Genomic DNA, 25,263 nt, shown 5'->3' on the forward strand with positions numbered 1-25,263 from the left:
AATCAGTAAAAAATTAATTTTGTCTTATTTCACTAAATTTTATTTGAGGATAATTAGAAATTATTAAATTTAAATTAAATAAACTAGGAGCTATATATGTCAAATAACCAGAACTATCAATTGCTAAATATTCTTTGTTTTGCAACTTAAATTGATCTAATTGAATTAAGTCATTACAAAATATCCATCTAATAGCAGCAATACTAACATTCTTATAACATGCTTCAATTTGATATTCTAATTTTAACCTTTCCAAAATCACATCTAATTGTAAAATACCTAAAACACCTAAAACTAAATCATTGTTTATTAAAGGATAAAATATTTGAACAGCACCTTCTTCTGATAATTGCAATAAACCTTTAAATAATTGTTTTTTCTTTAATGGGTTTTTTAAATAAATAATACGAAATATTTCAGGAGAAAATCGTGGTAGTTCAAGAAAATTAATCAATTCTCCTTCCGTAAATGTATCTCCTATTACAATAGATCCATGATTATATATACCAATTATATCTCCTGGATATGCTTCTTCTATAATATTTCTATCTCCAGCTAAAAATCTAATTGCATTATTTAAAATAAATGTTTTTCTCAGACGAACGTTTTGTAATTTAATTCCTTTGTAATAACGACCTGATACAATCCTTATAAAAGCAATACGATCACGATGTTTTAAATCCATATTGGCTTGTATTTTAAAAACAAATCCAGTAAATAAATTTTCTTCAGGATATATAACACGAGTATTACTATGTTTAAATTTTGGACACGGTCCCCATCGGACTAAAAAATTAAACATGTGATTAATTCCAAAACTACGCAAAGCGCTACCAAAAAAAACCGGAGTTATTTTCCCATCAACAAAACAACTATTATTAAATTGACTATAGCATGTATTAATTAATTCAACATCTTCTCTTAATTTTTTTGCAAAATCCAATCCAATATGCATTTCTAATGATTTATTATATAAATCTGATAATGTTGTAATATTATAATCATTAAAATTATTATTTTGTTTGAATTTATAAACGTCTACCATTGAATTATAAAAATTATAAATTCCTTTGAATGAAGAACCACAACCGATAGGCCAAGTGATAGGAATACATTTTATTTTTAATTCTGATTCAATTTCATCTAATATTTTTATCGGATCTTTACTATCTCTATCTAATTTATTAATAAAAGTTACAGTAGGTGTATTATTTAATGAAAGAACATGCATTAACTTCTTAGTTCGTATTTCCACACCTTTAGCAGAATCAATAACCATTAAACAAAAATCGACTGCAGTCAAAATTCTATATGTATCTTCTGAAAAATCTTCATGTCCTGGAGTGTCTAATAAATTAATTAAACAATTACAATAAGTAAATTGCATAACAGAACTGGTAATAGAAATACCTCTTTCTTTTTCTATTTTCATCCAATCTGATTTAACATATTTTTTAGATTTTTTAGATTGAATAGTACCAGTCTCATGGATAACTTTTCCTAAAAATAAAATTTTTTCAGTCAAAGTTGTTTTTCCAGAATCAGGATGCGCAATAATCGCAAAAGTACGTCGTTTTTGAATTTCTATAAAATTATTTTTAATAGACATTAATTGTCTCATTTTTTATCTAAAATTAATAGTGATAAACAACAAAAACAACGCTAAAAAAATAAATTAAAATATAATTATTTATTATTAAATAATAATAAAAAAATTAATGTAATAAAATATTTTTATATAAATATCAATACTATTTTTCAAAAAAATAATAATTGTTATTAAACAATTATCTTCAATTTTAATTTTAAAATTTATAAATATTATCAAAAATAAAACACATTATGATATAAATACCGTTTCAAAAAATTAATCAATATCTTTAATAAAATGAATGGTTCCCACGGTTATGATTAGTAATATCTTGAACACCTTTTAAATTTGGAAATTCTAACAATATTTTTTTTTCTATTCCATCTTTCAGAGTCATGGTTATCATGGAACAACCATTACATCCACCTCCAAATTCTAATATTATATAACCTTCATCAGTAATATTGATTAATTTTACATATCCACCATGATTAGATAATTGAGGATTAATGTGATATTCTAAAAAATCTTCTACACGATTATTTAACATCAATTTTTCAGATAATACTTGTTTAACATATGGAGCTTTTAAAATCAATCTTTCTTCTAATTTATCTGTAATGAGATCAATGTAAGCGTTTTTTAAATATGGTAAGTATTCCTTATTAATATAAATACAAAAACCAACATAGTAAAAAACACTATCAGATGTTCTTATTTCATCTTTTAAACAGTAAGTAACTTTACCTTCAGCTTGATTAGTTCCAACATTTTGTACAAAAATTCTAATTTGTGTACCTGCATCTTCTTTTTGCAATAATGTACGAAAATATAACTCTGCTTTTTTTGAAATAACAATCATAATAATATTTAATCAAAAATAATATAATATTAAAATATTTTAACTGATTAATTTAATAAAAACAATATTCAAAAAAACAAGAACGATGATTTAAATTTATATATTTTTAAAATAATTATATATTATATATATATATATATGAACTATAATCAATAAATATATGAAAAAACTAATATTTAATATTATTGGAAACGGAAAACCAAATTTAGTATTACTACATGGTTATGGATTTAATTCAAAAATATGGAATATAATAATCAATAATCTGAAACCATATTTTAATTTGTATTTAATTGATTTACCTGGATTTGGTAATAATAATCAATATTATATGAATTTAGAAGAAACAGTTAATACTTTATCTCAAAATATACCAGAAAAATCTATTTGGATGGGATGGTCATTGGGTGGCCTTGTTGCGAGTAAATTATCGTTAATGTATCCTAATAATGTTATAGCAATTATCACAGTTAGTTCTTCACCATACTTTATTCAAGAAAAAAGTTGGCCTGGAATAAGTAGAATTCAATTAAAAAATTTTTATTATAAAACTAAAAATAATTTTTTAGATACAATAGAAAAATTTTTATTATTACAATCAGGTGATATTGCTAATCAAAATCAAATAAGATATTTAATTAAATTAATACTATTAGAAAAAAAACCAAATTCTTTAGCATTGAAAATTGGTTTTAATATACTAAATAAAATTGATTTAAGAAAAAAAATAAAAAAATCTTCTATTCCATTATTAAGAATATATGGAAAATTAGATACTATAGTACCATATGAAATAAAAAATATTTTAGATCAATACTGGCCAAATACATATTCTAGTATATTAAACAAATCAGCACATATTCCATTTATCTCACAATCTCATTTATTTTGTCAAATTATATTAAAATTTTTATATTTTTTAAAAAAATACAAAAAAATGAATTAATTATTTAAATAACAGATACAGTTCTATAAAAATATAGATCCATATCTGTTATTTTAAAAAAATATTAAAAAGGAATTTCATCATCGAAATCTATTGGAGACAAAGAATTTACAGCAGAGTTTTTCCCAGGATAATCATTTAATGAATCATCTTCTAAAACATTTTTTTCTTTTTTAGAAATTTTTTTCTGATTATTTAATTGTGTTGACATTGAAGATGATATATTAGAATTACGATTACCTAACATTTGCATTGTTCCTGAAACGTTAACAACTACTTCAGTGGTATAACGTTCTACACCATTTTGGTCTTGCCATCTTCTAGTATGCAAAGATCCTTCAATATATACTTGAGAACCTTTTTTTAAATATTCACCTGTTATTTCAGCTGGTTTTCCAAATAATACAACTCTATGCCATTCTGTTTTTTCTTTTAATTCACCTGTATTTTTATCTTTCCAACTATCAGATGTAGCAAGAGTAATGTTAGCTACTGCATTACCATTAGGCATATAACGAATATCTGGATCTTGTCCTAAATGTCCAATTAAAATAACTTTATTAATTCCTCTGCTAGCCATAATACTATATACCTTTTAAAAAATAAAACATGATATTTAAAAAAATAATGAAAATACTGCTAAATTATTATATACATTTTAATAACAATATATTCATATATATATTGATTATTTATATATTTTTTTTTAAAATATTATAATATATATCATAATAATTAATAAAAAAAAAATAATAAAATTGATATTATTTAAAATAATATTTATAAACATAATTCAATATATGTTTAAAATACATGAATATTCATAAAATTAATATTAAAAACCATTGCAATAAAAATAAAATATGATAAAAAATAATCAAATAAATAATTAGCAATATATATATAAATATATTATTCTTAGATATAATTTATTATATCTAAGAATAATATATTTAAAAATTTTAAAAAAAAATATAATTAAATTTTTAAAAACTACAAAATCATAAATTGATAATCAAATAACCATTTTAATCAAAAAAAAAGTAATAACATAAAAACAATTATTATTGTATTATAATTAAGTATTATTTTTATTTTAAAAACTAAAAATAATATTTCTTAAAATCTGTAATAAATAAATCAAATATAAATATATTCAATATCATTGAAAGATTTGTATAACATAATTAATTTACAAATAATCTAAATAATAATAAATATTTTTCTAAAAAAATATATATCAAAAATAATTATAAATATGTAAAATCATTTTTGCAAAAATAATTTATGTTTTTTATTAAAATTTTGATTTATATAAAATATATAAATTATATTTTTATTTTGATCAATAAAAATAACAACCATCAATTTTGATATATTATCATCAATAAATCAGAAATAATCAAAATTAATATAATTTATTTATTTAATCTAAAAATAGTCTAAAAAAATTCTAAAAAAAATCACAAAATTATTTTATTTATAGATCTGTTGTTTATTAATTTTATATAATATATATTATCAATGATTAAAAACTTTAAGAAATATTATTTTTATTAAAAAATGTAAAAAAAGCTATTAATTATAGTAAAAATAGTAATAACATCATCTTAATTTATCAATAAATATTATATTTTTAATAAAAATAATTAAATTAATAATTTATTTCCTTAAACCTTAGTAAAAATTTTTTGATTTTTATCTCATATGAAAGATAATAAATTGTTTAAAAAAGAAAATGAAAAAAATGTTAATAACATTAAAATTCCACCACACTCTTTAGAAGCTGAACAATCAGTTTTAGGTGGATTAATGTTAGATAATGAACAATGGGATTGTGTATCAGAACATGTAGTAGAAGAAGATTTTTTTAGCAAAGCTCATCAATTGATATTTCGTGAAATGCAATCTCTTTTAGATCTTGGTTATCCCATTGATTTGATTACGTTATCTGAATCATTAGAACAAAATGGAAAACTAGAGCAAGTCGGACGTTTTTCATATTTAGCAGAATTATCAAAAAATACTCCTAGTACTGCAAATATCATTGCTTATGCAGATATAGTAAGAGAAAGAGCTATTGTTAGAGAAATTATTTCTGTTTCTAATAGAATATCTAATGCTAGTTATAATCCTCAAGGAAGAAAAAGTGAAGAATTATTAGATTTTGCTGAATCCAGTGTATTTAAAATTGCAGAAAAAAGATCTAAAAAAAATTCTGGACCGAAAAATATAGAAGAAATATTAGATTCCACTATTGCTAGCATTGAAAAATTATTTGATAATCCTCATAATGGAATCACAGGAATCAATACTGGATATCATGATCTTAATAAAAAAACTTCTGGTTTACAACAATCAGATCTGATTATTATCGCTGCACGTCCTTCAATGGGAAAAACAACATTTGCTATGAATATTTGTGAAAACGCAGCAATGATATACAAAAAACCAGTATTAATTTTTAGTTTAGAAATGCCAGTCGAACAAATTATGATGCGTATATTATCTTCATTATCTCGTGTACACCAAACAAAAATACGTACAGGACAATTGAACGATGAAGACTGGGCAAGAATTTCAAGCACAATTAATATTTTATTAAAAAAGAAAAATATTTATATTGATGATGCTTCAGGATTAACTCCTAGTGAAATACGATCTCGATCTAGAAGAATATATCGAGAAAACAATGGACTCAGTTTAATTATGGTAGATTATTTACAATTGATGAAAGTACCATCACTATCAGAAAACAGAACTTTAGAAATAGCAGAAATATCTCGAACCTTAAAATCTTTAGCTAAGGAATTAGAAGTTCCAATTATTGCTTTATCGCAATTGAATCGTTCATTAGAACAAAGATCTGATAAACGTCCAATCAATTCTGATTTACGTGAATCAGGATCATTAGAACAAGACGCCGATTTGATTATGTTTATTTATAGAGATGAAATATATCATGAAAATAGTGATTTAAAAGGAATAGCGGAAATTATTATAGGTAAACAAAGAAATGGACCAACTGGAACAATTAGACTGACATTTAATGGACATTGGTCTAGATTTGATAATTATGCTGGACCGAAATACTCGGAAGAATAAATACATAAATAATGATATATATTAATTATCATATATGATCATTTATCATAACTGATGAATCAACAACAACTATAAATATAACAATCATTATAACAAAATTAATAATCATATCTAATTTTAGATTAGATGCATAACCATTATCAATATGTTCATATAAAACATTTTTTTATAATAAAAATATTAATATTGTTATTATAAAAAATAAAAATACAATATATTAATTTTAATTATTACAATATAAATATAAACTATGAAAATAAAGTTTGGTATAGTAATGGATCCTATTAATAATATTAATATTAAAAAGGATTCTAGTTTTGCAATGTTATTAGAAGCACAAAAAAGACAATATATAATTTATTATATGGAACTAAAAGATTTATATTTAAAAAATAACCAAGCATATGCAAGAACACGTATTTTAAAAATTCAAAAAAAAGAAAAAAAATTTTTTAATTTTATTAAAGAAGAAAATATTTTATTATCCAATATAAATGTTATATTTATGAGAAAAGATCCTCCTGTAAATATGGAATTTATTTATGCAACATATATTTTAGAAAGAGCCGAACAAGAAGGTACTTTAGTTATTAATAAACCTAAAAGTTTAAGAGACTGTAATGAAAAATTATATACAACTTGGTTCCCATCTATTACACCAAAAACTTTAGTTACTAGTCAAATTGAAAAAATTAAAAATTTTTTAGTTCAAAATAAAGATATTATTTTGAAACCACTAAATTCTATGGGCGGAGACTCAATTTTTCGTGTAACTATACATGATCCAAACGTATCAGTAATTTTAGAAACCATTACAAAGAAAAATAATAATTATTGTTTAGTGCAACAATATCTTCCAGAAATTCAATATGGTGACAAAAGAATATTAATGATTAATGGAAAAGCAATTCCATTATGTTTAGCAAGAATTCCAAAAATAGGTGAAACTAGAGGAAATTTAGCAGCTGGGGGGATAGGAAAAATACAACCACTGACTGAAAATGATTGGAAAATTGTCAATATACTATCGCCAATATTAAATAAAAAAGGACTAATAATAGTAGGATTGGACGTTATCGGAAACAAATTAACTGAAATCAATATTACTAGTCCTACAGGAATATGCGAAATTCAATCTAAATATGAAAAATCTATAACCGAGTTAATATTTCAATCTATAGAAAAAAAAATATTTAAAAAATAAAAATATAATATATATATTTTATATACATATAAATCATTCTTTACTAATATAATATATTAACTATAATAATTTTAATATTAGTTAATTCATTTGAATGGAAATATCATAAAAAAATATTATGTTTATAATAGCATTTGATTTTGGTACTCAAAATATCGGATTAGCTGTAGGACAAAAAATTACTCTTACAGCTCAACCATTAACTGCTATTCCATCAAAAAATGGAGACCCAAATTGGGATATAATAAAAAAAATATTATTTGAATGGAATCCTATGATTATTATAGTAGGATTACCATTAAATATGGATGGAAGCAAACAAGAAATTACTTACAGAACAGAAATATTTGCTCAAAATCTTAAAAATAAATTTCATTTTCCCGTAAAATTACAAGATGAAAGACTTAGTACTATAGAAGCAAAATCAATTTTATTTCAACGTTATGGATTTAAATCTCTAATAAAAAATAAAATTGATTCTATATCAGCTATGATTATTTTAGAAAGTTGGCTGAATAATAATTAATTAAATTAATATTATTCATTTCATAATTTCATAATAAAAATATATTTATTTCTTAAAAATATTTTTAATAAAAAAAAAACAAATAAAATATATTTTATATATATAAATATATTTTTATCATTGAAAAATAATTTATTATATATATTTAAAATATCACATTTTTCTTATTTAAAAATATTATTTTTCAATTTATTATTCATGAATTATATAAAATAAAACAAAAATATGATTAAAATACCATCACTTAGTTTATATATTCATATTCCTTGGTGTAAAAAAAAATGTCCCTATTGCGATTTTAATTCTTATCCTACCACAGGAGAAATTCCAGAAAAAAAATATATTTTTCATTTATTGCAAGATTTAAAACAAAATATACAATTAATAAAAAATAGAACTATATGTAGTATTTATATAGGAGGAGGAACACCTAGTTTAATTCATCCGAAAATCATAAAAAAATTGCTAGAAGATGTTAAAAATATTGTTCCTGTTTTAAAAAATGCTGAAATTACTATAGAAATGAATCCTAACATTCAAGAAATAAAATATATTCCAGATTATTGCAATGCTGGAATTAATAGAATTTCAATTGGAATTCAAAGTTTTAACAAAAATTTATTAAAAAAAATAGGAAGAAATTATACTGACATGGAAATTTATAAAATTATGAACTTTATAAAAAATATTCCATTTATTAATTTAAATTTAGATCTTATGTATGGATTACCTCAACAATCTATAAATACTGGTATATTAGATATAGAAAAAACTATTCAATATAATCCCACACATATTTCATGGTATCAATTAACCATAGAACCAAATACATTATTTGAATTAAATCAACCTATTTTGCCTAAAGAAAATATATCATGGAATATTTTTAAATATGGTAATCAATTATTAAAAAAATCAGGTTACCAACAATATGAAATATCATCATTTTCTAAACCAGGATATCAATGTAAACATAATTTAAATTATTGGCGTTATGGTGATTATTTAGGAATAGGATGCGGAGCACATAGTAAAATCACTAAAAAAAATGGAGATATAATTAGAATAATTAAAAAAAAACAAATTTTTAATTTTATGAATGGTGAATATATTGAAAAAATAACATTCATAAAACCAGAAGAGCGAGCCTTTGAATATTTTATAAATCATTTTAGAATATTTGAACCAATATCTAAAAAACATTTTTCACAATTAACCGGATTAAATCCTATTGACATTAAAAATGAAATAAATGATGCAGTTTTAAAAAAATATCTTAAAAAAAATCATACACATTGGGAAACAACAAAAAAGGGAAAATTATTTTTAAACAATTTACTAGAAATATTTATAAAAAATAATATTAACCAATCTTGATCAAAGATATAAAAATTTTAAACAAATATAAAATTAGTTTTTCTTCTGAAATAATAAATCAAAAATTTTATGTCCTAAAATTTGTCCTTTTTTTTCAAATTTAGTTATTATTCTCGATTTTTTTATATCTGCATAAGCCTGATTAAATGATTGATCGACATAAATATCAATATTTTTTATATAATTAATGATATCATATGCATAATTATTCCAATCTGTTGCAATATGTAAAATACCATTTTTAATTAATTTTTGAGAAAGTAAAAATAAAAAATCAGGTTGTAACATTCTTCTTTTTTGATGTTTTTTTTTAGGCCATGGATCTGGAAAAAATATTTTAATTTGATATAATTGACTATTTGAAATCATATTATTTATAACATCTACTGCATTATAACAAATAATCTTTAAATTTTTTATATTCAGTAAATATACTTGATTAAGACAAGAAGCAATACCTGGCAAATATACTTCTATTCCTAAAAAATTTTTTTCTGGATGATTTAAAGCCATATTAACTAAATTTTCTCCTGTTCCAAAACCGATTTCTAAAATTAATGGTGCATTACGATTAAATATTTTTACAAAATTAATTAATTGATTTTGAAAACTTATACCAAAAATTGAAAAATAATTTTTAATTGATGTTGTATGAGATTTAGTTAATCGACCTCGACAAGAAGTTGATAAAGGAGTAGTAAACAACCCAGAACTTTGAAATAAATATTTTTGAATAAACGAATCTCTGTTCAACATAGTATCAAACCTGAATAATAGATTAATCTTTTATTAAACTATATATATTTTATTGAAAAATATAAATATATATTTACATTCAATTTTTTAATTTTTGATTGATATGATGTACGATATTAAATAAAATAAATGAGATATTTTATGATTTTTTCGCAATTAGTATTAAATTGGTTTCATTTTTTTGGTAGAAAAAATCTGCCATGGCAAAAACAAAAAAATTTATATAATATTTGGATATCAGAAATTATGCTACAACAAACACAAGTCAAAATTGTTGTTCCATATTTTAAAAAATTTATAAAAACGTTTCCAAATATAAAAACGTTAGCAAATAGTTCTTTAAAAAATATTATGTATGTTTGGAGTGGTTTAGGTTATTATACTAGGGCAAGAAATTTACATAAAACATCTAAAATTATTTTGGAAAAATATAACGGTATTTTCCCTGATAATTTTAATGTAATTATTAATTTCCCGGGTATAGGAAAAACCACTGCTGGAGCTATTTTATCATTTGCATTAGGATCATATTTTTCTATTTTAGATAGTAATGTAAAAAGAGTATTATTAAGATTTTATCTAATAAAAAAATATATAAAAAATCAAAATTCAGAGAAAAAACTATGGAAAATAATTGAATTAATTACACCAATTTATAACACTGATAAATTTAACCAAGCTATAATGGATATAGGGTCTTTAATTTGTACTATTAAACAACCAAAATGCCATTTATGTCCATTAAATTACTTATGTTTATCTTATAAAAATCAAATATGGTTAAATTATAAAATAAAAAAAAATACAAAAAGTAAAATTAATAAAACTTTTTTATGTACTATTATAAGATACAAAGATTCTATTTTTTTAGAAATGAATAAAATTTATAATTTATGGAATTCTTTATTTATTTTACCTATGTTTGAAAAAAAAACAGAAATGTTAATATGGTTTAAAAAAAATCAATTAGATTATAAAAAAACAATTAAATTAAAATCAATTCATTGTATATTAAGTAATTACTCTTTAAAAATAAACATCAATATAATAAATATTAAATCAAAAAAAGAAATTTTAAAAAAAAAATCTAATATATGGTATAAATTATTTAACCCTCAATCAATTGGTATTCCAAAACCTATTGATAGTCTTTTAAAACAATTAAAATAAATTAAGATAATTATTATGAATAACAATATCAATCGAATTATTTATTGTCAATTTTTTAAAAAAAAATTAGAAGGATTAAAATTTCAAGTTTATCCTGGTAAAACTGGTAAAAAAATTTTCAATCAAATTTCTAAACAAGCTTGGGAGAATTGGTTAAATGAACAAACAAAAATAATTAATGAAAAAAAACTCAATATGATAAATGAACAAGATAGAAATCAATTAAAAAAAATCATGATTAATTTTTTATTTTCTAAAGAACAATAAATATTTAATTTTAAAAAACATAACTATCAAATTACATAAAATTAAAAATAAATTATTTCATATTAATGATGTATATTTAAAATATATTTAAAATATTCGAATATTTTTTTTAATAAAATTTTATTATCATCATCATTTTGATATAATTTTAATAATTTTGTTAATTTTAATTGATATTTTTTAAAATATTCATTATTTAAAACATGATTGCAATATTTAGTCCAAAAAATTTTTTCAAAATTATTTAGACTAAAAAAATAATTTCTTGCACGAAATTTAAATAATAAATTATTAATTCTTTTATCTTGAAACTTTAATTTCAAAAAACATAATTTTTCAGGAGTAGAAGAATGTATTATTTGCATGTATTTTTTATCTGTTGCTGAAAAAAAATTATTATAAAGTTGTAAATCAACATTTTTAGATAAAACACATAATTTTTGAATAGAAAAATAATTAAAGATTTTTTTTTTAAATAATTTATATTATTTTTTAAGTTATAAAAATTACTCCATAAAAATCTTTTATTTATAGATAATCGAATATAATCTTTGTTTTGAAAAATAGATTCATTAAATAAAGCAGGACATTTATTAATATATAAAAAATTTATTCCATATAAAAATAATTGATTTATAGTTATTTCATTGATATTTTTTGTTTTAAATAAATTTAATAAAAACAAAATATTTTTTTTTAAATCAAAAAAAATTAAAGAATTGATATTTTTAGGATGCCAAATAATTGGAACAATAATGCTCATATTATTATTTTTTGATCCAAACACATTAGAAATATAAATTAACAATTTTAACTCTGGATAATTAATTAAATTTAATATATTTTCTTTTTTTCTTAATAAAAATAAAAAATTAAATAATTTTGTTTTTTTTTCATATAATAATTTAGCAACAGATATAGTAGCATATACATCTGATAATGCATTATGAGCTTGAATATGTTTAATATTATTCAATGCAGTAAATTTACTTAAATTAAAAACAGAAAAACCTAATTCATTTTTAGGCCAAATAAAATTTTTTGGAGAAATAACATAACAAGCTCTTAAAACATTAATAATATCCCATCTAGAATTGTTTCGTTTCCAAGACCATTCATAAGAATCAAAAAAATTACGATAAAATAAATTTCTCGTCATCTCATCATCAAATTGAATATTATTATATCCTAATATACATGTATTACTTTGTGAAAAAATATTATAAATTTCTTTTGCAAAATTATATTCTTTTATACCATTATTTAAAAATATATCTTGTGGAGTAATCTTAGTGATCATAATAGCATCTGGATCTGGCAAATAATCCAAAGGAGGAATACAATAATATATTTTTGGTTGATCAACAATATTAAATTTTAAATCAGTACGAACACAAGAAAATTGAGCTATTTTATCTATAGCAGTGTGTGTGCCAAAAGTTTCATAATCATAAAAAAGAAAATATTTTGTATTCTTCATTGAACTAATTTTTTAAATAAATATTTTAATAAAATAAATTGATTTTATATACTTTTAAAAACTATCTATATATTATATTTTTATTCATTTTAATATTGGCTCCCCCGACTGGATTCGAACCAGTGACATACGGATTAACAGTCCGCCGTTCTACCAACTGAACTACAGGGGAATCTAAAGATAAAATATATAACAAATATTAATTAAAAAGTCAAGTACATATCTTTTTTTTTAAATAGTATTTATAATAAATTAAGTATATTACATCCATAATATATTAATATTAATTTATAATAAAATAAAATTACAATAAATATTTGTATACATCTAAAAAAATAATATTAATAAATTAATAAAGTTATTCATATATATCATCTAATTTTTTATAAATCAAAATTAAAAAAGTAAAATATTTATTATAAAAAAATATTATAAATTCAAATATTCATGCAATGAATTATTATTTATTTTAATCAATTTTAAGTATCAATTGATATTTTGAATCTCATTTTGATTAATTTCATTAAAATAATAATCTGAAATATATTACAATAATTAACATTATATGTTTATATATAAAATTTTTAAAATTGATTAAAAACAATAAAATTAATTTTTTTAATAATCATTATTATTAAATTGAAATCAATTTGTCATCAAAACAATTTTTAAAATATAAATACTAAATATAAATTTTTTATCAATTTTAAATTATAATTTTTTAAAAAAAAATATATCTTTTTTAGCCCAATATATTTAAATAAAAATAAAAATTTTAATATAAAATTTTTTTCAATAATAAAAATATCAATATTCAAATAATTTATAATGAGGAATGATTATTTTTATATGTTATTAACGATCATCAATAACTGATGAATTTAGAAATCAAATTTTGAAAAATAAAAATTAATATTTTAATTTATATTTCCAATTAACATTATTATAAAAAATATTTAATAAAAATATATTTTTTTAGTTGTTTTTATTACTATTTTTTTTTATTTTTAAAACAAAAAAATATTTTTATTAAAATATAATATAAAAATTATCGTTCTATTATTCGAATTAATTATTATTTGACTAATTGTATTAAATAATTAAAAATATAAAATTAATTTTTTATAAATACTAGTATAATAATTTAAAAATAAAATTAATTTTTAATTCTAAGAAAAATTATTACTTAATCTTAATATTTATAAGATAAAAATATATAAATATTATATTTACAGTATAAAAGATTACTAGATTATTAATTAAAATTGTTTTATTATATAATTTAATAAGGCCCTTTAGCTCAGTGGTAAGAGCAATCGACTCATAATCGTTTGGTCGCTGGTTCAAATCCAGCAAGGGCCAAAAAAATTAATTATGAATATATATAAATATACATGTTATTAAAGAAAAATAATTATTCTTTTTTATTATCTTTTTGATTATACAAAATAAAGGATTCTGAAACATATGTTAGATTTTAAAAAAGAATTTATTGATTTTTCTTTAAAAAAAAAAGCATTACAATTTGGAAATTTTAAATTAAAATCAGGTCGTATTAGTCCTTATTTTTTTGATACAGGATCTTTCTATACCGGAAATGATATAAAAAAAATAGGCTATTTTTATGCTAAATTAATTATTAATAATAACATTAATTTTGATAGTTTATTAGGATTAGCATACAAAGGTATACCTATTGTTGTATCTACTTGTATATCACTTAAAAAAAATTATAATTTAAATATTCCATATTCTTTTAATCGAAAAGAAAAAAAAAAATATGGTCAATATGATGAAATTGTAGGATATTATCCAAAAAAAAATGTTGTTCTTATTGATGATGTTATCACTGCAGGAACCGCTATTTGTAATGCTGTTGAACAAATTAAATTAAAAATTAAAAATAAAATAATAATTACTGCCACTATTGTCGCTTTAAATCGTAATGAAATTGGATATAACAATATATCTTCTATCAAAGAAATCAAAAATAGATATTTTTTTCCAATTTTTTCTATTATCACTATACAAGATGTAATAAAATTTATGATTGAAGAAAAAAAAATATCCTTAAATATTAAAAAATTAATAAATTATACAAAAAAATATGGAGTCAAATAAAAATATTTGTTAATCAATTAAATTGAACAAATAAAATATATTTAAAAAAATAATATTGAAAAAAAAAAAATAAACCCAATAATTAAAGTATAAATTATAAAAATTATTTTAATTTAAAAATAATCAATAAATATTTTTAATTATGTTAAATGAGGAGAATAACATGTCATACCGTTCATTTTCTCTTATTCCAGAACTAAGTCATAATATTTTTTCTGATCGATTTAATCAAATAGATAAAATGTTTAGTACTATTACTGGTGAAAAACCAATTTCAGATATTCCATCTTATGATTTAATACAAAAAAACGATAATTTTTATCAACTAACTATTAGTATACCGGGATACAAAGAAGAAGAATTAGAAATATCTGTACATAAAAATCAACTTTCCATTGTTGGTAAAAAAAATACCGACAATTTAAATGAATCTAAAGAACAGATTAAATTCTTACATCAAGGATTAAAAAAAAATAATTTTTCTATAAATTTTAATCTTAATTATAGAATAAAAGTAAAAGAAGCAGAGTTATCTAGAGGTTTATTGAATATACAATTTGAATATCATATACCTGAAGAAGAAAAGCCAAAAAAAATAATTATTAAAGATACAAATAAAAAACAAAAAATAATTGAAAATAATCAATAAAAATTTAAATATTAATAATATATTATTTTAAACATCTTGATATATTATAAAAATTATATAGCCCTTATATATAAAATATATAAGGGCTATATAATTTTTATAATATATCAAGATGTTTAAAATATATTATTTTAAACCTGAAGAACCAAAACCATGAGTTTTTCTTAAACTTGTATGATCATCAAATTTTTTTACTAAATTAAATTCTACATGAATCACAGGAAGAAAAACAATTTGTGCTATTCGATCTCCTGGCATAATAGTAAATGCATTCTGACTACGATTCCAAATAGAAACAAACAATTCTCCTTGATAATCAGAATCGATTAATCCAACTAAATTCCCTAATACAATTCCATGCTTATGACCTAATCCAGAACGCGGCAAAATCATTGCTGTGATAGATGGATCTAATATATGTATAGCTATACCTGTTGGTAATAAATTTGTTTCATTAGGAATAAAAATTTTGTCTTGATGAATACATGCTCTTAGATCTAATCCAGATGATCCATTAGTTGTATATTGAGGATAAGGAAAATCTTTACCGATACGTGAATCTAATACTATAAAATCAATTTTTTTCATTATAATTTTTATCAAAATAATTATGATTTCTTTAAACAATCATACACAAATAAAATGATATATCATTAATATTATGAATTAATATTAATTAATATTAAATACTTTTTAATATAAATGCATTGATTTTTTAATCAATATATTTTTATGTGAAATAATTATATAAATATTATGTTATAATCTATAAAACTGAAGCAATAAAACCAGGATTAAAAATAGATTTTTTAGAAGATATTATATAATCTATTTTTTTTTCTGGTATCATACTACGTAAAAATCCACCAGCAGCTGAAATAATAGCATGACCAGCTGCAATATCCCATATTGCAGTTCGACCAAAACGTGGATATAATTGTATTTTCCCCTCTGCTAATAAACAAAACTTTAACGCAGAACCTAATTTAATTATTTTAGCATTATTAATAGTAGAAATATATTTATTTAATTCAATATCATTATGAAAACGACTAATAGCTATAGTAGGAGGATTCTGATCTATAACCATTATTTTTTTTTTTATTCCATCTTTTTCTTTCCATGATATTCCTTCCCAAGTATAATAAAGAGTATTATACATGGGTGCATATATAAAACCTAAAACAGGTATGCCTTTTTCAATTAGAGCAATATTTACAGTAAATTCATAATAATTATTTATAAAGTCTTTAGTTCCATCTAAAGGATCAATTAACCAATATTTAGAACAAGATATACAATCTTGAATATCTAAATTATTTTCTTCAGATAATATAGGAATGTTTGGAGTTAATCTTTTTAATCCTTTAATAATAATTTTTTCAGAAATATAATCTGCATTAGTTACAAAAGATTGGTCAATCTTATAAAAAATATTCAAAGAATTTTTTTTTTCATAAATATTTTTTATTTCATGTCCAGCTTGAATAATTAAAAAAGACAATTGTTTTAACATAATTATTCCTTATAATATTAAAATTAATTATTCAATAAATTTATATATAAATTTAAAATTAAAAAAATATTTTAATAAATAAAAAATATATTTTTAAACTATGAAACAATATTAATTTTAATCGGAATTAATAATTCAAAATGAGGTTGAAAAATAATTTCATGAATGCCTATATTTTTTAATAATCCATTTGGTAATTTAATTTCGTTCTTGTTAACAGTAATACCTAAAGAACTAATATGATCAGCAATATCTCGAGAACCAATAGAACCAAATAATTTGCCTTCTTCACCTGACTTAGCTAAAATATTAATTAAACCGATTTTAATAATTTTTTCAGCCCTTTGTTTTGATAAAGCTAATTGATGATTTTTCTTTGCTTCCATTTGTGTTTTTTTCAATTCAAATAATTCAATATTTTTTTTATTTCCTATCATTGCTTTACCTGTAGGAATTAAATAATTACGAGCATAACCAGATTTTACATAAATTAATTCACCTATTTGACCTAATTTATCTACTTTTTTTAACAGAATTATTTGCATATATATACCTATTTATTCTTTTTGATATTTTGTATAAATTATTGATGTTGATCTGTATATGGTAATAAAGAAAGATAACGAGCTCGTTTAATAGCTCTTGCTAATTGACGTTGATATTTTGCTCGAGTACCAGTAATACGACTGGGGACAATTTTCCCACTTTCAGTAATATAATTTTTTAACATAGAAATATCTTTATAATCTATTTCTTTTATTCCTTCTGCGGTAAAACGACAAAATTTACGACGACGGAAATAACGTGCCATAATTTTTTCTCCTTTGATCACTTAATTTAAATATAATTTTATTCAGATTAATCAAAAAACAGTATGTATTGATATATAATTAATTTATAATGTAATATTTATTTTATCAGCTGGATTTAATATTGATAAATGATTTAGTTCATCTATTTTTTCTTTTCTTTCATCTTTTGCTTTTAACATAGGAGAAGATTCTGATATTGGCTTTTTCATTAATAAAATTAAATTTCTAATAATAGCATCATCGTATCTAAAATTTTTTTCTAATTCTTGCAATACACTAGATTGTACTTCTATATTCATTAATACATAATGTGCTTTATGTAATTTATTAATAGAATAAGCTAACTGACGCTTTCCCCAATCTTCGAGACGATAGATTTTTCCTTTTTGATTGGCAATTATCTTTTTGTATTGATCAATCATACTATGTACTTTTTCACTTTGATCAGGATGAATCATGATTAAAATTTCATAATTTCGCATTATTAATGGTTCCCTCAAAAATATTTTTCTATTTTTAATAATATATTAATGATATCTAATTAATGTAAAAATCAATCATAATAGTATATATAAAATATACTAATTAAATTAAAAATTAAAATATATTTAAAAGTTAAAATTTATTCAGATTTAATGTCTATTATATATTATACATATAATTATTTAAAATAATATTAAAATAATTAATATACTATATTAATATACTTATATTATAATATTTTATTTTTCTATTTTTAACATACCTAATATTATTATTTTATAATGTAACAAAATTATCGTAAAAGAACTACTTCTATTTTCGATTGCAAAATATGAACAGATTTAATACAAACTTTTAATACATCACCTAAATGATATTTTAATCCTGTTTTTTGACCTACTAAAACACATCTTTTAGCATCAAAAATATATTTATCATTATCTAAAGATGCAATATTCAAAACTACATCAATTAAAAATTTTTTCAAACGAATAAAAATATACATATTAGTAATACTAATAATAAATCCATAAAAAGAATGATTAATTTTATTAAACATAAAATCACATTTTAACCAATCAAGCACATCTCGAACAGCCTCATCTGAACATCTTTCACTTTTTGAACATATCAATCCTAATTTTTTCATTTCTATATTAGTATAATGAAAACTACCTATTAAAGAATTTTTTTTACTAAAGTCATTTTTATTTTTTTTTAATAAATATTTTATAGAACGATGCAACAGTAAATCTGAATATCGACGAATAGGTGAAGTAAAATGTGTATAGGAAAATAAAGATAATCCAAAATGACCTCGGTTATGAGAATCATATAAAGCCGGTTTCATGGAACGTAGTAAAATTATTTGAATAACATCATAATCTAACCTTTGAGAAGCAATATTTAATAATTGATTGTATTGTAAAGCAGTAGGAACAGATTTATCTGGCCAATTTAAATTTAATTCTTTTAATATTACTTTTAATTTATCAATGTTATTAATACTAGGAGGATCATGATCTCTAAACAAAGTGGGTTCTTTAAATTTCTTCAAAAATATAGAAGCAACTGAATTTGCAATAATCATACAAAATTCTATTAATTTGTGTACATCATTATTATATCGACAATAAATATTTTTAATTTTACCATTTGAATCTAATAAAATTTTAGGTTCAATAATTTTAAATGCAATTCCTGTATTAAATTCTTTTGAAGCATATAAAAATTGATGTAATTGTTTTAAACGATTTAATTCAACTAATAAATAATTGTATTTCTGCATTAATAATTTATCACCTTGCCATATTTTATATACTTCAGAATATGTCATTTTTCCATGAGAACGGATTACAGCTTCATAATGGTGATAAGAAAGTATCTGACCTGTATGAGATAATTGAACTTCACATATAAAAGCTAATCTATCTAAATTAGGTAATAGAGAACATAAGTTCATAGATAATTTTTCAGGTAACATTGGAATAGTGCAAGAAGGAAAATAAATTGAATTTCCTCTTTTTTGAGCTTCTTTATCAATTTCTGTACCTGGTTGAACATAATAACTAACATCAGCAATAGCAATTTTTATATTCCATATCGAATTATTTATTTGATTACAAAAAATAGCATCATCAAAATCATTTGCATCTTGACTGTCAATGGTAATAAATGGCACTGAACGTAAATCAATGCGGTCTTTAGTATTAATATTAGATGTTGAAATATTAAAAGATTCTAATTCTTTTATTATATTTTTATTCCAATAGTTTGAAATCTTATACGAACGAACAGCAATTTTAATAGCCAACTGAATATTCATAGAATCACCAAGTAATTCTAAAATTTTTCCTAATGCCTCTGTTTGTTGTATTGGACGTCTTAATAATTTTACTGAAACTATCGATCCATGTTTAATATTTTTTTCTATTTTATTAACTAATATAACAAAAGCTAAACGATTATCATTTGGAATAACAAAACATCGGTTTTTTTTAAATTCACAACGACCTATAATAATATTATTATTAGGTTTTAATATTTTTACTATACGTACTTCTTTTTTGTTTTTTTTGGGAATAAAAAAAACTGATGCTAAAACAAAATCACCATGAATACATGATTTCATATTTTTGATGGAAATCCAAATATCTTGTTGAAATGTACTAGTTCTTAAAAAACCATAACCATCCCGATGACCTATTACTTGACCAGAAACAAGTTTTAATAAATCTGGAACAGTATATAAACCATTAGACATTGATACAATTTTTCCATTTTTTTCCATAGTTTTTAATTTATTATTAAAAGCTATTCGATTATTTTTAGTATCAATATTAAAAATTAATTCTAATTTTTTTCTACTGATTAGTTTCTTATGTTCATGTAACCATGAATATATAAATTCTGAATTAGGTATAATATTTTTTTTTTTACCATCTATTTTAATTTGGCAAAAAGGTACTGCCTTCATACAAACTCCAATTTAAAAACCATAAACTATTTAATTTTAAAATAGTTAATATTTCTATGTTATGTAACATTTTTATATATCAATATTAAAATAATTACTTTGAATAAAAATATGCATAATAATTATTATTATTCATATACATTAAAAAATAAAGTTCAATATATAAAATATAAATATATTAAAATTTTAAAAAAATTAAATTTTATGTATAAAATATATAAATAAACATTGTATTAAAAAATTATTTTACCATACAAAAATCAATATTAAAAAAAGATCATATTTTAAATACAAGGATTCTTTAATATAATTGTTTCAGTTCGATCAGCTCCGGTAGAAATCATATCAATAGAAATTCCAACTAAACGTTCAATTTCTAAAATATAATTTTGAGCTGCTAAAGGTAATAAATTAAATGATTTAATACCTGCAGTACTTTCCATCCAACCAGGAATGGTTTTATATATAGGTGTTAAATCATTCCAATCATTGATGCAAAATGGTGTATTTGTAATTTCAATTCCATTAGATAATTTATAAGCAATACAAATCTTTATGTTTTTTAATCCATCTAAAATATCTAATTTTGTCATACATAAACCGGATAAAGAATTAATTTTGATTGATCGACGTAATGCAACAATGTCTAACCAACCTGTACGTCTTCTTCTCCCTGTACTAGATCCTAACTCTTTACCTACATTAAAAAAATGTAAATCAATTTCATCAAATAATTCTGTAGGAAAAGGACCTAACCCAACTCTAGTAGTATAACATTTTGTTACTCCAAGGATATAATTAATTGAAAGAGGACCTATCCCAGAACCAGAACAAACTCCACCTGCAGTACAATTAGAAGAAGTAACATATGGATAAGTACCATGATCAATATCAAGGAATGTCCCCTGAGCTCCTTCAAATATAACTGTATGATTATTTTTACAAGCCATATTTAATATTTCTGGAACATCCTTTGTCATAGATAATAAATCACTACGAATTTCTAAAATATTTTTTATCACATTATCATAATTGATAGTTTCTTCATGATAATAGTTTGATAACAAAAAATTATAATAATCAATATTTTTTTTTAAATAAGTAGAAAAACATTTGATATTTTTTAAATCACCTATATGTAAAGCGCGACGAGCTACTTGATCTTCATAAACTGGACCAATACCTCGACCAGTAGTTCCAATAACTAAATTAATATTTTTATCAATAATTTTTTCACGAGCTTTATCCATAGCAATATGATACGATAATAATAATGGAGCAGCTTCAGAAATAATAATTCTATCCTTAACACATACTCCTTGTTCTTTTAGCATGTTTATTTCATTCATCAAATCCACTGGAGAAAGTACTACACCATTACCAATAATACCAATGACATGTTCATGTAGTAATCCAGAAGGTAATAAATGTAAAATGGTCTTATGCCCATTAACAACTAATGTATGACCAGCATTATGACCACCTTGAAAACGAACAACATAATGCGCATAAGGAGATAAAAGATCAATGATCTTACCTTTTCCTTCATCTCCCCACTGCGTTCCTAAAATAACAATATTTTTACCCATTAGTTATCTTTCTTATATAAAATTATTATTTTATTATATACAAAAATATTAATTTTATATATATAAATATATGAGATCCATTGATCAATAAATAATATTTATTTTATAAATTATTTTTAATTATATTCATTAAAATCAAAATAAAAATTAAATAATAGATCAAGAAGAAAAAAATATCTGATTAAATTTAAAATTAACAATTTTTTTAAAAAATATTAATTTATTTTTAGCCATTGTTAAAATTCTAGTAGCTTGAATATGAGTCAATGATTTTATTTTTTCAGCTTCTTCTACACCACTTAAACGATAATAATCAATCATATGATTCAATCTGTTATTCATGCTTAATAAAATTGAATTAAAATAACTTTCATTAAAAATTATATTATTAATTCTAATATCTATAATTTGTATTCCTAATATATTTATATCATTATTTTTAAAAATAAATTTTTGATTAATATTTTTATTTATACATTGTTTTAATTCATTTATTTTTAATGGTAACAAAAATGGTTGTTTTATACTAAATAAAGATAATGAATCTAATTTAATATCATTTAAATTTAAATGACTAATAGTATTATATAAAAAATTATTTAAATAATCTTTTAATAATTTTGTTATATTTTTTTTATCTTTATTAAAACTAAAAGCATAGAATTGATTTAAATTTATAATTTTCCATTTCATACATGCATCAACATATATATTCTTTTGATCCTTAGTTATAAACCATTTTCCTAAATTATCTGTATTTTGCATTCTAAAATCAAATATTTTTATAGATTCTAAATATGGTATTTTTATATGCAAACCAGGAAAATAAAAAATGATATTTTGATTATTATCTTTAAGAATTTTACCAAATTGTAATATTACTGCTTTATGACCATCATTAACAATAAATAAAGATGAATATAATAATATAAAAAAAGCACAACAAAAAGAAAAAAAAAATTTATTTATGTTCATTAAATCCTCTATAAAAATAAAATTATTAAAAAAATAATAAAACTAAAATAATAAAATAACTTTATTATTATCAATATAATTTATTATATAAATCTTATTTTATTTCAAAAATTTTAATTTCATTAATATATTATTCATATAATCAATTATTTTTTAATAATATTAATTATAGATAATCGATATATTTTATCTTGAATTTCTATTAATTTACGTATTTTATAAGATTCAAATTCTTGTAAAATATTTTTTTCATATTTATAAATTATGTCTAATAATCGTTTTGAATACTGCTCTGCATCATAAATACATTTTTTTTTATAAATTTTAGAAATGATCACTGAATTTAAATTCTTATAAATAATTTTTGGTAATAATATTTTTAAAAAATGTACATCTGTAATTTCAATTCCTAATTTATAAAAATTACTAATATTTTGAATTTTATTTTTTATATCTATTTCTAAAGATTTAAAATGATTAATAAGCACATCATTCATATTAATATGATTAGACAAATTATTTAATACACTATCTGAAATTTGTTGAATAATATGATCAGGATGAACAACAAAAAAATAATATTGAACAGGATTGTTAATTTTATATTCTACTTGCATTTTTGTTTTAATGATATTTTTTTCAATTGTCAATACAATACCTGAAGACATAAATTTTTTTATTAAATCCATGTTAATAACATATACTTTATTAATAAATTTAGGCTGCCAAGATAAACCAGGTTCTAATATATAACTAAACTTGCCGAATTTTACGACCATTGCTTTTTGATTAGATTTAATAAAATAAAAACTGTTAATTACCCAAAAAAAAATAAAAAAAATGCTAATAAAAAATATTAAACCATATAATCTATTATATATTTTCATATTTTTAAAAATATGAATTTTATTTTTATTGAAAAAAACAATAAATAATAATTTTTTAAAATAATTAAATAATATTAATTTTATTTTTGTTACTTTTTCATAAAATTTTTTATTCTTTTTATTCCACGGATTTAATTTTGATTGATTATTACTTGGTTTTTTCCAAGGCATTTAATACTCCATTTATTATGTATATTAATTATAAATTAAGTTATCTAATAAAAAATTAAAATTTATTTTAAAACTATTCTAAAATATATCAAAATAATAAATAAAATATTATTGTTCTTAAATTTTTATTGTAAATTGTAAGAATTTATATTTTTATATAAAATGAAAATATAAATTATTTTAATCATTCATATTAAAAGTTAATAAATTAAATTGTTCATATTATTTTTGAATATTAATTCTATTCATGAAAAATATAAATTAAATAAAAAATAATTATTATTGTAACAATTATGTATT

General features: G+C 20.4%; 22 protein-coding genes, 2 tRNA genes and 1 pseudogene. 10 read left to right on the top strand and 15 right to left on the bottom strand.

Annotated elements, in window-relative coordinates; genetic code table 11:
- Positions 1-13: 13 nt before the first annotated feature.
- The gene (locus tag AB4W51_RS02405) at positions 14-1,609 is read right to left on the bottom strand and encodes a peptide chain release factor 3 (protein WP_367676833.1); all 1,596 of its coding nucleotides are present in this window, start codon (positions 1,607-1,609) and stop codon (positions 14-16) included.
- 271 nt (positions 1,610-1,880) lie between these two features.
- On the bottom strand, positions 1,881-2,453 hold the full coding sequence (locus AB4W51_RS02410; RefSeq protein WP_367676536.1) for an NfuA family Fe-S biogenesis protein: 573 nt from the start codon (positions 2,451-2,453) through the stop codon (positions 1,881-1,883).
- A gap of 160 nt (positions 2,454-2,613) precedes the next feature.
- Here AB4W51_RS02410 and bioH point away from each other — a divergent pair, with 160 nt between their 5' ends.
- Entirely contained in the window at positions 2,614-3,399 is a 786-nt protein-coding gene (gene bioH / locus AB4W51_RS02415) for a pimeloyl-ACP methyl ester esterase BioH (protein WP_367676537.1), read from the top strand.
- A 64-nt stretch (positions 3,400-3,463) separates the two neighbouring features.
- Here the strand turns inward: bioH and ssb are convergent, their stop codons facing one another.
- Positions 3,464-3,979 carry a single-stranded DNA-binding protein gene (ssb, locus tag AB4W51_RS02420; protein ID WP_367676538.1) on the bottom strand — a complete coding sequence of 172 codons (516 nt, stop codon included), beginning with the start codon at positions 3,977-3,979 and terminating at the stop codon, positions 3,464-3,466.
- A gap of 1,127 nt (positions 3,980-5,106) precedes the next feature.
- Between ssb and dnaB the strand changes: the two genes are divergently transcribed.
- From dnaB to hemW, 4 genes are all read left to right on the top strand, one after another.
- A complete protein-coding gene (gene dnaB / locus AB4W51_RS02425; RefSeq protein ID WP_367676539.1) occupies positions 5,107-6,504 on the top strand; it encodes a replicative DNA helicase in 1,398 nt (465 codons plus the stop codon).
- 250 nt (positions 6,505-6,754) lie between these two features.
- Positions 6,755-7,708: a glutathione synthase gene (gene gshB / locus AB4W51_RS02430; RefSeq protein WP_367676540.1), complete on the top strand. Its 954-nt coding sequence runs from the start codon at positions 6,755-6,757 to the stop codon at positions 7,706-7,708.
- A gap of 118 nt (positions 7,709-7,826) precedes the next feature.
- Positions 7,827-8,234, top strand: coding sequence for a Holliday junction resolvase RuvX (ruvX, locus tag AB4W51_RS02435; RefSeq protein ID WP_367676541.1), 408 nt, complete (start codon positions 7,827-7,829; stop codon positions 8,232-8,234).
- Between the two features lie 225 nt (positions 8,235-8,459).
- Positions 8,460-9,611 (top strand): radical SAM family heme chaperone HemW, encoded by a 1,152-nt coding sequence (hemW, locus tag AB4W51_RS02440; RefSeq protein WP_367676542.1) that lies wholly within the window; start codon positions 8,460-8,462, stop codon positions 9,609-9,611.
- 33 nt (positions 9,612-9,644) lie between these two features.
- On the opposite strand, the gene trmB is transcribed toward hemW, so the two are convergent.
- Complete coding sequence (gene trmB, locus AB4W51_RS02445; protein WP_367676543.1) at positions 9,645-10,367, bottom strand: tRNA (guanosine(46)-N7)-methyltransferase TrmB; 723 nt, start codon at positions 10,365-10,367, stop codon at positions 9,645-9,647.
- A 141-nt stretch (positions 10,368-10,508) separates the two neighbouring features.
- Between trmB and mutY the strand changes: the two genes are divergently transcribed.
- Both mutY and AB4W51_RS02455 read left to right on the top strand, forming a co-directional pair.
- Positions 10,509-11,537 (top strand): A/G-specific adenine glycosylase, encoded by a 1,029-nt coding sequence (gene mutY / locus AB4W51_RS02450; protein WP_367676544.1) that lies wholly within the window; start codon positions 10,509-10,511, stop codon positions 11,535-11,537.
- 27 nt (positions 11,538-11,564) lie between these two features.
- Positions 11,565-11,804, top strand: a complete 240-nt coding sequence (locus AB4W51_RS02455) for an oxidative damage protection protein (protein WP_367676834.1) — start codon at positions 11,565-11,567, stop codon at positions 11,802-11,804.
- Positions 11,805-11,866: 62 nt separating this feature from the next.
- Here AB4W51_RS02455 and sbcB read toward each other — a convergent pair.
- Both sbcB and AB4W51_RS02465 read right to left on the bottom strand, forming a co-directional pair.
- Positions 11,867-13,284, bottom strand: a pseudogene (gene sbcB, locus AB4W51_RS02460) (exodeoxyribonuclease I).
- A gap of 96 nt (positions 13,285-13,380) precedes the next feature.
- A tRNA-Asn gene (locus tag AB4W51_RS02465) sits at positions 13,381-13,456 on the bottom strand.
- 1,117 nt (positions 13,457-14,573) lie between these two features.
- Between AB4W51_RS02465 and AB4W51_RS02470 the strand changes: the two genes are divergently transcribed.
- The 3 genes from AB4W51_RS02470 to AB4W51_RS02480 all read left to right on the top strand — a co-directional run bounded on the left by AB4W51_RS02470 (position 14,574) and on the right by AB4W51_RS02480 (position 16,054).
- A tRNA-Ile gene (locus AB4W51_RS02470) sits at positions 14,574-14,646 on the top strand.
- Between the two features lie 105 nt (positions 14,647-14,751).
- Entirely contained in the window at positions 14,752-15,405 is a 654-nt protein-coding gene (gene pyrE / locus AB4W51_RS02475; protein ID WP_367676545.1) for an orotate phosphoribosyltransferase, read from the top strand.
- 163 nt (positions 15,406-15,568) lie between these two features.
- On the top strand, positions 15,569-16,054 hold the full coding sequence (locus AB4W51_RS02480) for an Hsp20 family protein (RefSeq protein ID WP_367676546.1): 486 nt from the start codon (positions 15,569-15,571) through the stop codon (positions 16,052-16,054).
- Positions 16,055-16,180: 126 nt separating this feature from the next.
- Here AB4W51_RS02480 and dut read toward each other — a convergent pair whose 3' ends face one another.
- The 9 genes from dut to AB4W51_RS02525 all read right to left on the bottom strand — a co-directional run bounded on the left by dut (position 16,181) and on the right by AB4W51_RS02525 (position 24,963).
- Positions 16,181-16,645: a dUTP diphosphatase gene (dut, locus tag AB4W51_RS02485; protein WP_367676835.1), complete on the bottom strand. Its 465-nt coding sequence runs from the start codon at positions 16,643-16,645 to the stop codon at positions 16,181-16,183.
- A gap of 175 nt (positions 16,646-16,820) precedes the next feature.
- Positions 16,821-17,570 (bottom strand): 3'(2'),5'-bisphosphate nucleotidase CysQ, encoded by a 750-nt coding sequence (gene cysQ, locus AB4W51_RS02490; protein ID WP_367676547.1) that lies wholly within the window; start codon positions 17,568-17,570, stop codon positions 16,821-16,823.
- 98 nt (positions 17,571-17,668) lie between these two features.
- Positions 17,669-18,115: a 50S ribosomal protein L9 gene (rplI, locus tag AB4W51_RS02495; RefSeq protein ID WP_367676548.1), complete on the bottom strand. Its 447-nt coding sequence runs from the start codon at positions 18,113-18,115 to the stop codon at positions 17,669-17,671.
- A 38-nt stretch (positions 18,116-18,153) separates the two neighbouring features.
- Positions 18,154-18,381 (bottom strand): 30S ribosomal protein S18, encoded by a 228-nt coding sequence (gene rpsR, locus AB4W51_RS02500; RefSeq protein WP_367676549.1) that lies wholly within the window; start codon positions 18,379-18,381, stop codon positions 18,154-18,156.
- An 84-nt stretch (positions 18,382-18,465) separates the two neighbouring features.
- On the bottom strand, positions 18,466-18,864 hold the full coding sequence (gene rpsF, locus AB4W51_RS02505; RefSeq protein ID WP_367676550.1) for a 30S ribosomal protein S6: 399 nt from the start codon (positions 18,862-18,864) through the stop codon (positions 18,466-18,468).
- Between the two features lie 293 nt (positions 18,865-19,157).
- Positions 19,158-21,341, bottom strand: a complete 2,184-nt coding sequence (gene rnr, locus AB4W51_RS02510) for a ribonuclease R (RefSeq protein WP_367676551.1) — start codon at positions 21,339-21,341, stop codon at positions 19,158-19,160.
- A gap of 284 nt (positions 21,342-21,625) precedes the next feature.
- Positions 21,626-22,930 (bottom strand): adenylosuccinate synthase, encoded by a 1,305-nt coding sequence (locus tag AB4W51_RS02515; RefSeq protein WP_367676552.1) that lies wholly within the window; start codon positions 22,928-22,930, stop codon positions 21,626-21,628.
- 159 nt (positions 22,931-23,089) lie between these two features.
- The gene (gene hflC, locus AB4W51_RS02520) at positions 23,090-23,905 is read right to left on the bottom strand and encodes a protease modulator HflC (protein WP_367676553.1); all 816 of its coding nucleotides are present in this window, start codon (positions 23,903-23,905) and stop codon (positions 23,090-23,092) included.
- A 146-nt stretch (positions 23,906-24,051) separates the two neighbouring features.
- Positions 24,052-24,963, bottom strand: coding sequence for an SPFH domain-containing protein (locus AB4W51_RS02525; RefSeq protein ID WP_367676554.1), 912 nt, complete (start codon positions 24,961-24,963; stop codon positions 24,052-24,054).
- Between the last annotated feature and the right edge of the window lie 300 nt (positions 24,964-25,263).

The organism is Buchnera aphidicola (Eriosoma grossulariae) (assembly GCF_964059045.1).
Lineage (GTDB): Bacteria > Pseudomonadota > Gammaproteobacteria > Enterobacterales > Enterobacteriaceae > Buchnera_D > Buchnera_D aphidicola_A.

Coding starts and splice junctions, on each gene's coding strand:
- ssb (WP_367676538.1), bottom strand. CDS start 3,979: ATGGCTAGCAGAGGAATTAATAAAGTTATTTTAATTGGACATTTAGGA.
- AB4W51_RS02515 (WP_367676552.1), bottom strand. CDS start 22,930: ATGGGTAAAAATATTGTTATTTTAGGAACGCAGTGGGGAGATGAAGGA.
- trmB (WP_367676543.1), bottom strand. CDS start 10,367: ATGTTGAACAGAGATTCGTTTATTCAAAAATATTTATTTCAAAGTTCT.
- AB4W51_RS02480 (WP_367676546.1), top strand. CDS start 15,569: ATGTCATACCGTTCATTTTCTCTTATTCCAGAACTAAGTCATAATATT.
- cysQ (WP_367676547.1), bottom strand. CDS start 17,570: ATGTTAAAACAATTGTCTTTTTTAATTATTCAAGCTGGACATGAAATA.
- rpsF (WP_367676550.1), bottom strand. CDS start 18,864: ATGCGAAATTATGAAATTTTAATCATGATTCATCCTGATCAAAGTGAA.
- rplI (WP_367676548.1), bottom strand. CDS start 18,115: ATGCAAATAATTCTGTTAAAAAAAGTAGATAAATTAGGTCAAATAGGT.
- gshB (WP_367676540.1), top strand. CDS start 6,755: ATGAAAATAAAGTTTGGTATAGTAATGGATCCTATTAATAATATTAAT.
- rnr (WP_367676551.1), bottom strand. CDS start 21,341: ATGAAGGCAGTACCTTTTTGCCAAATTAAAATAGATGGTAAAAAAAAA.
- pyrE (WP_367676545.1), top strand. CDS start 14,752: ATGTTAGATTTTAAAAAAGAATTTATTGATTTTTCTTTAAAAAAAAAA.
- mutY (WP_367676544.1), top strand. CDS start 10,509: ATGATTTTTTCGCAATTAGTATTAAATTGGTTTCATTTTTTTGGTAGA.
- hflC (WP_367676553.1), bottom strand. CDS start 23,905: ATGAACATAAATAAATTTTTTTTTTCTTTTTGTTGTGCTTTTTTTATA.
- AB4W51_RS02525 (WP_367676554.1), bottom strand. CDS start 24,963: ATGCCTTGGAAAAAACCAAGTAATAATCAATCAAAATTAAATCCGTGG.
- AB4W51_RS02405 (WP_367676833.1), bottom strand. CDS start 1,609: ATGTCTATTAAAAATAATTTTATAGAAATTCAAAAACGACGTACTTTT.
- ruvX (WP_367676541.1), top strand. CDS start 7,827: ATGTTTATAATAGCATTTGATTTTGGTACTCAAAATATCGGATTAGCT.
- AB4W51_RS02410 (WP_367676536.1), bottom strand. CDS start 2,453: ATGATTGTTATTTCAAAAAAAGCAGAGTTATATTTTCGTACATTATTG.
- hemW (WP_367676542.1), top strand. CDS start 8,460: ATGATTAAAATACCATCACTTAGTTTATATATTCATATTCCTTGGTGT.
- dnaB (WP_367676539.1), top strand. CDS start 5,107: ATGAAAGATAATAAATTGTTTAAAAAAGAAAATGAAAAAAATGTTAAT.
- rpsR (WP_367676549.1), bottom strand. CDS start 18,381: ATGGCACGTTATTTCCGTCGTCGTAAATTTTGTCGTTTTACCGCAGAA.
- bioH (WP_367676537.1), top strand. CDS start 2,614: ATGAAAAAACTAATATTTAATATTATTGGAAACGGAAAACCAAATTTA.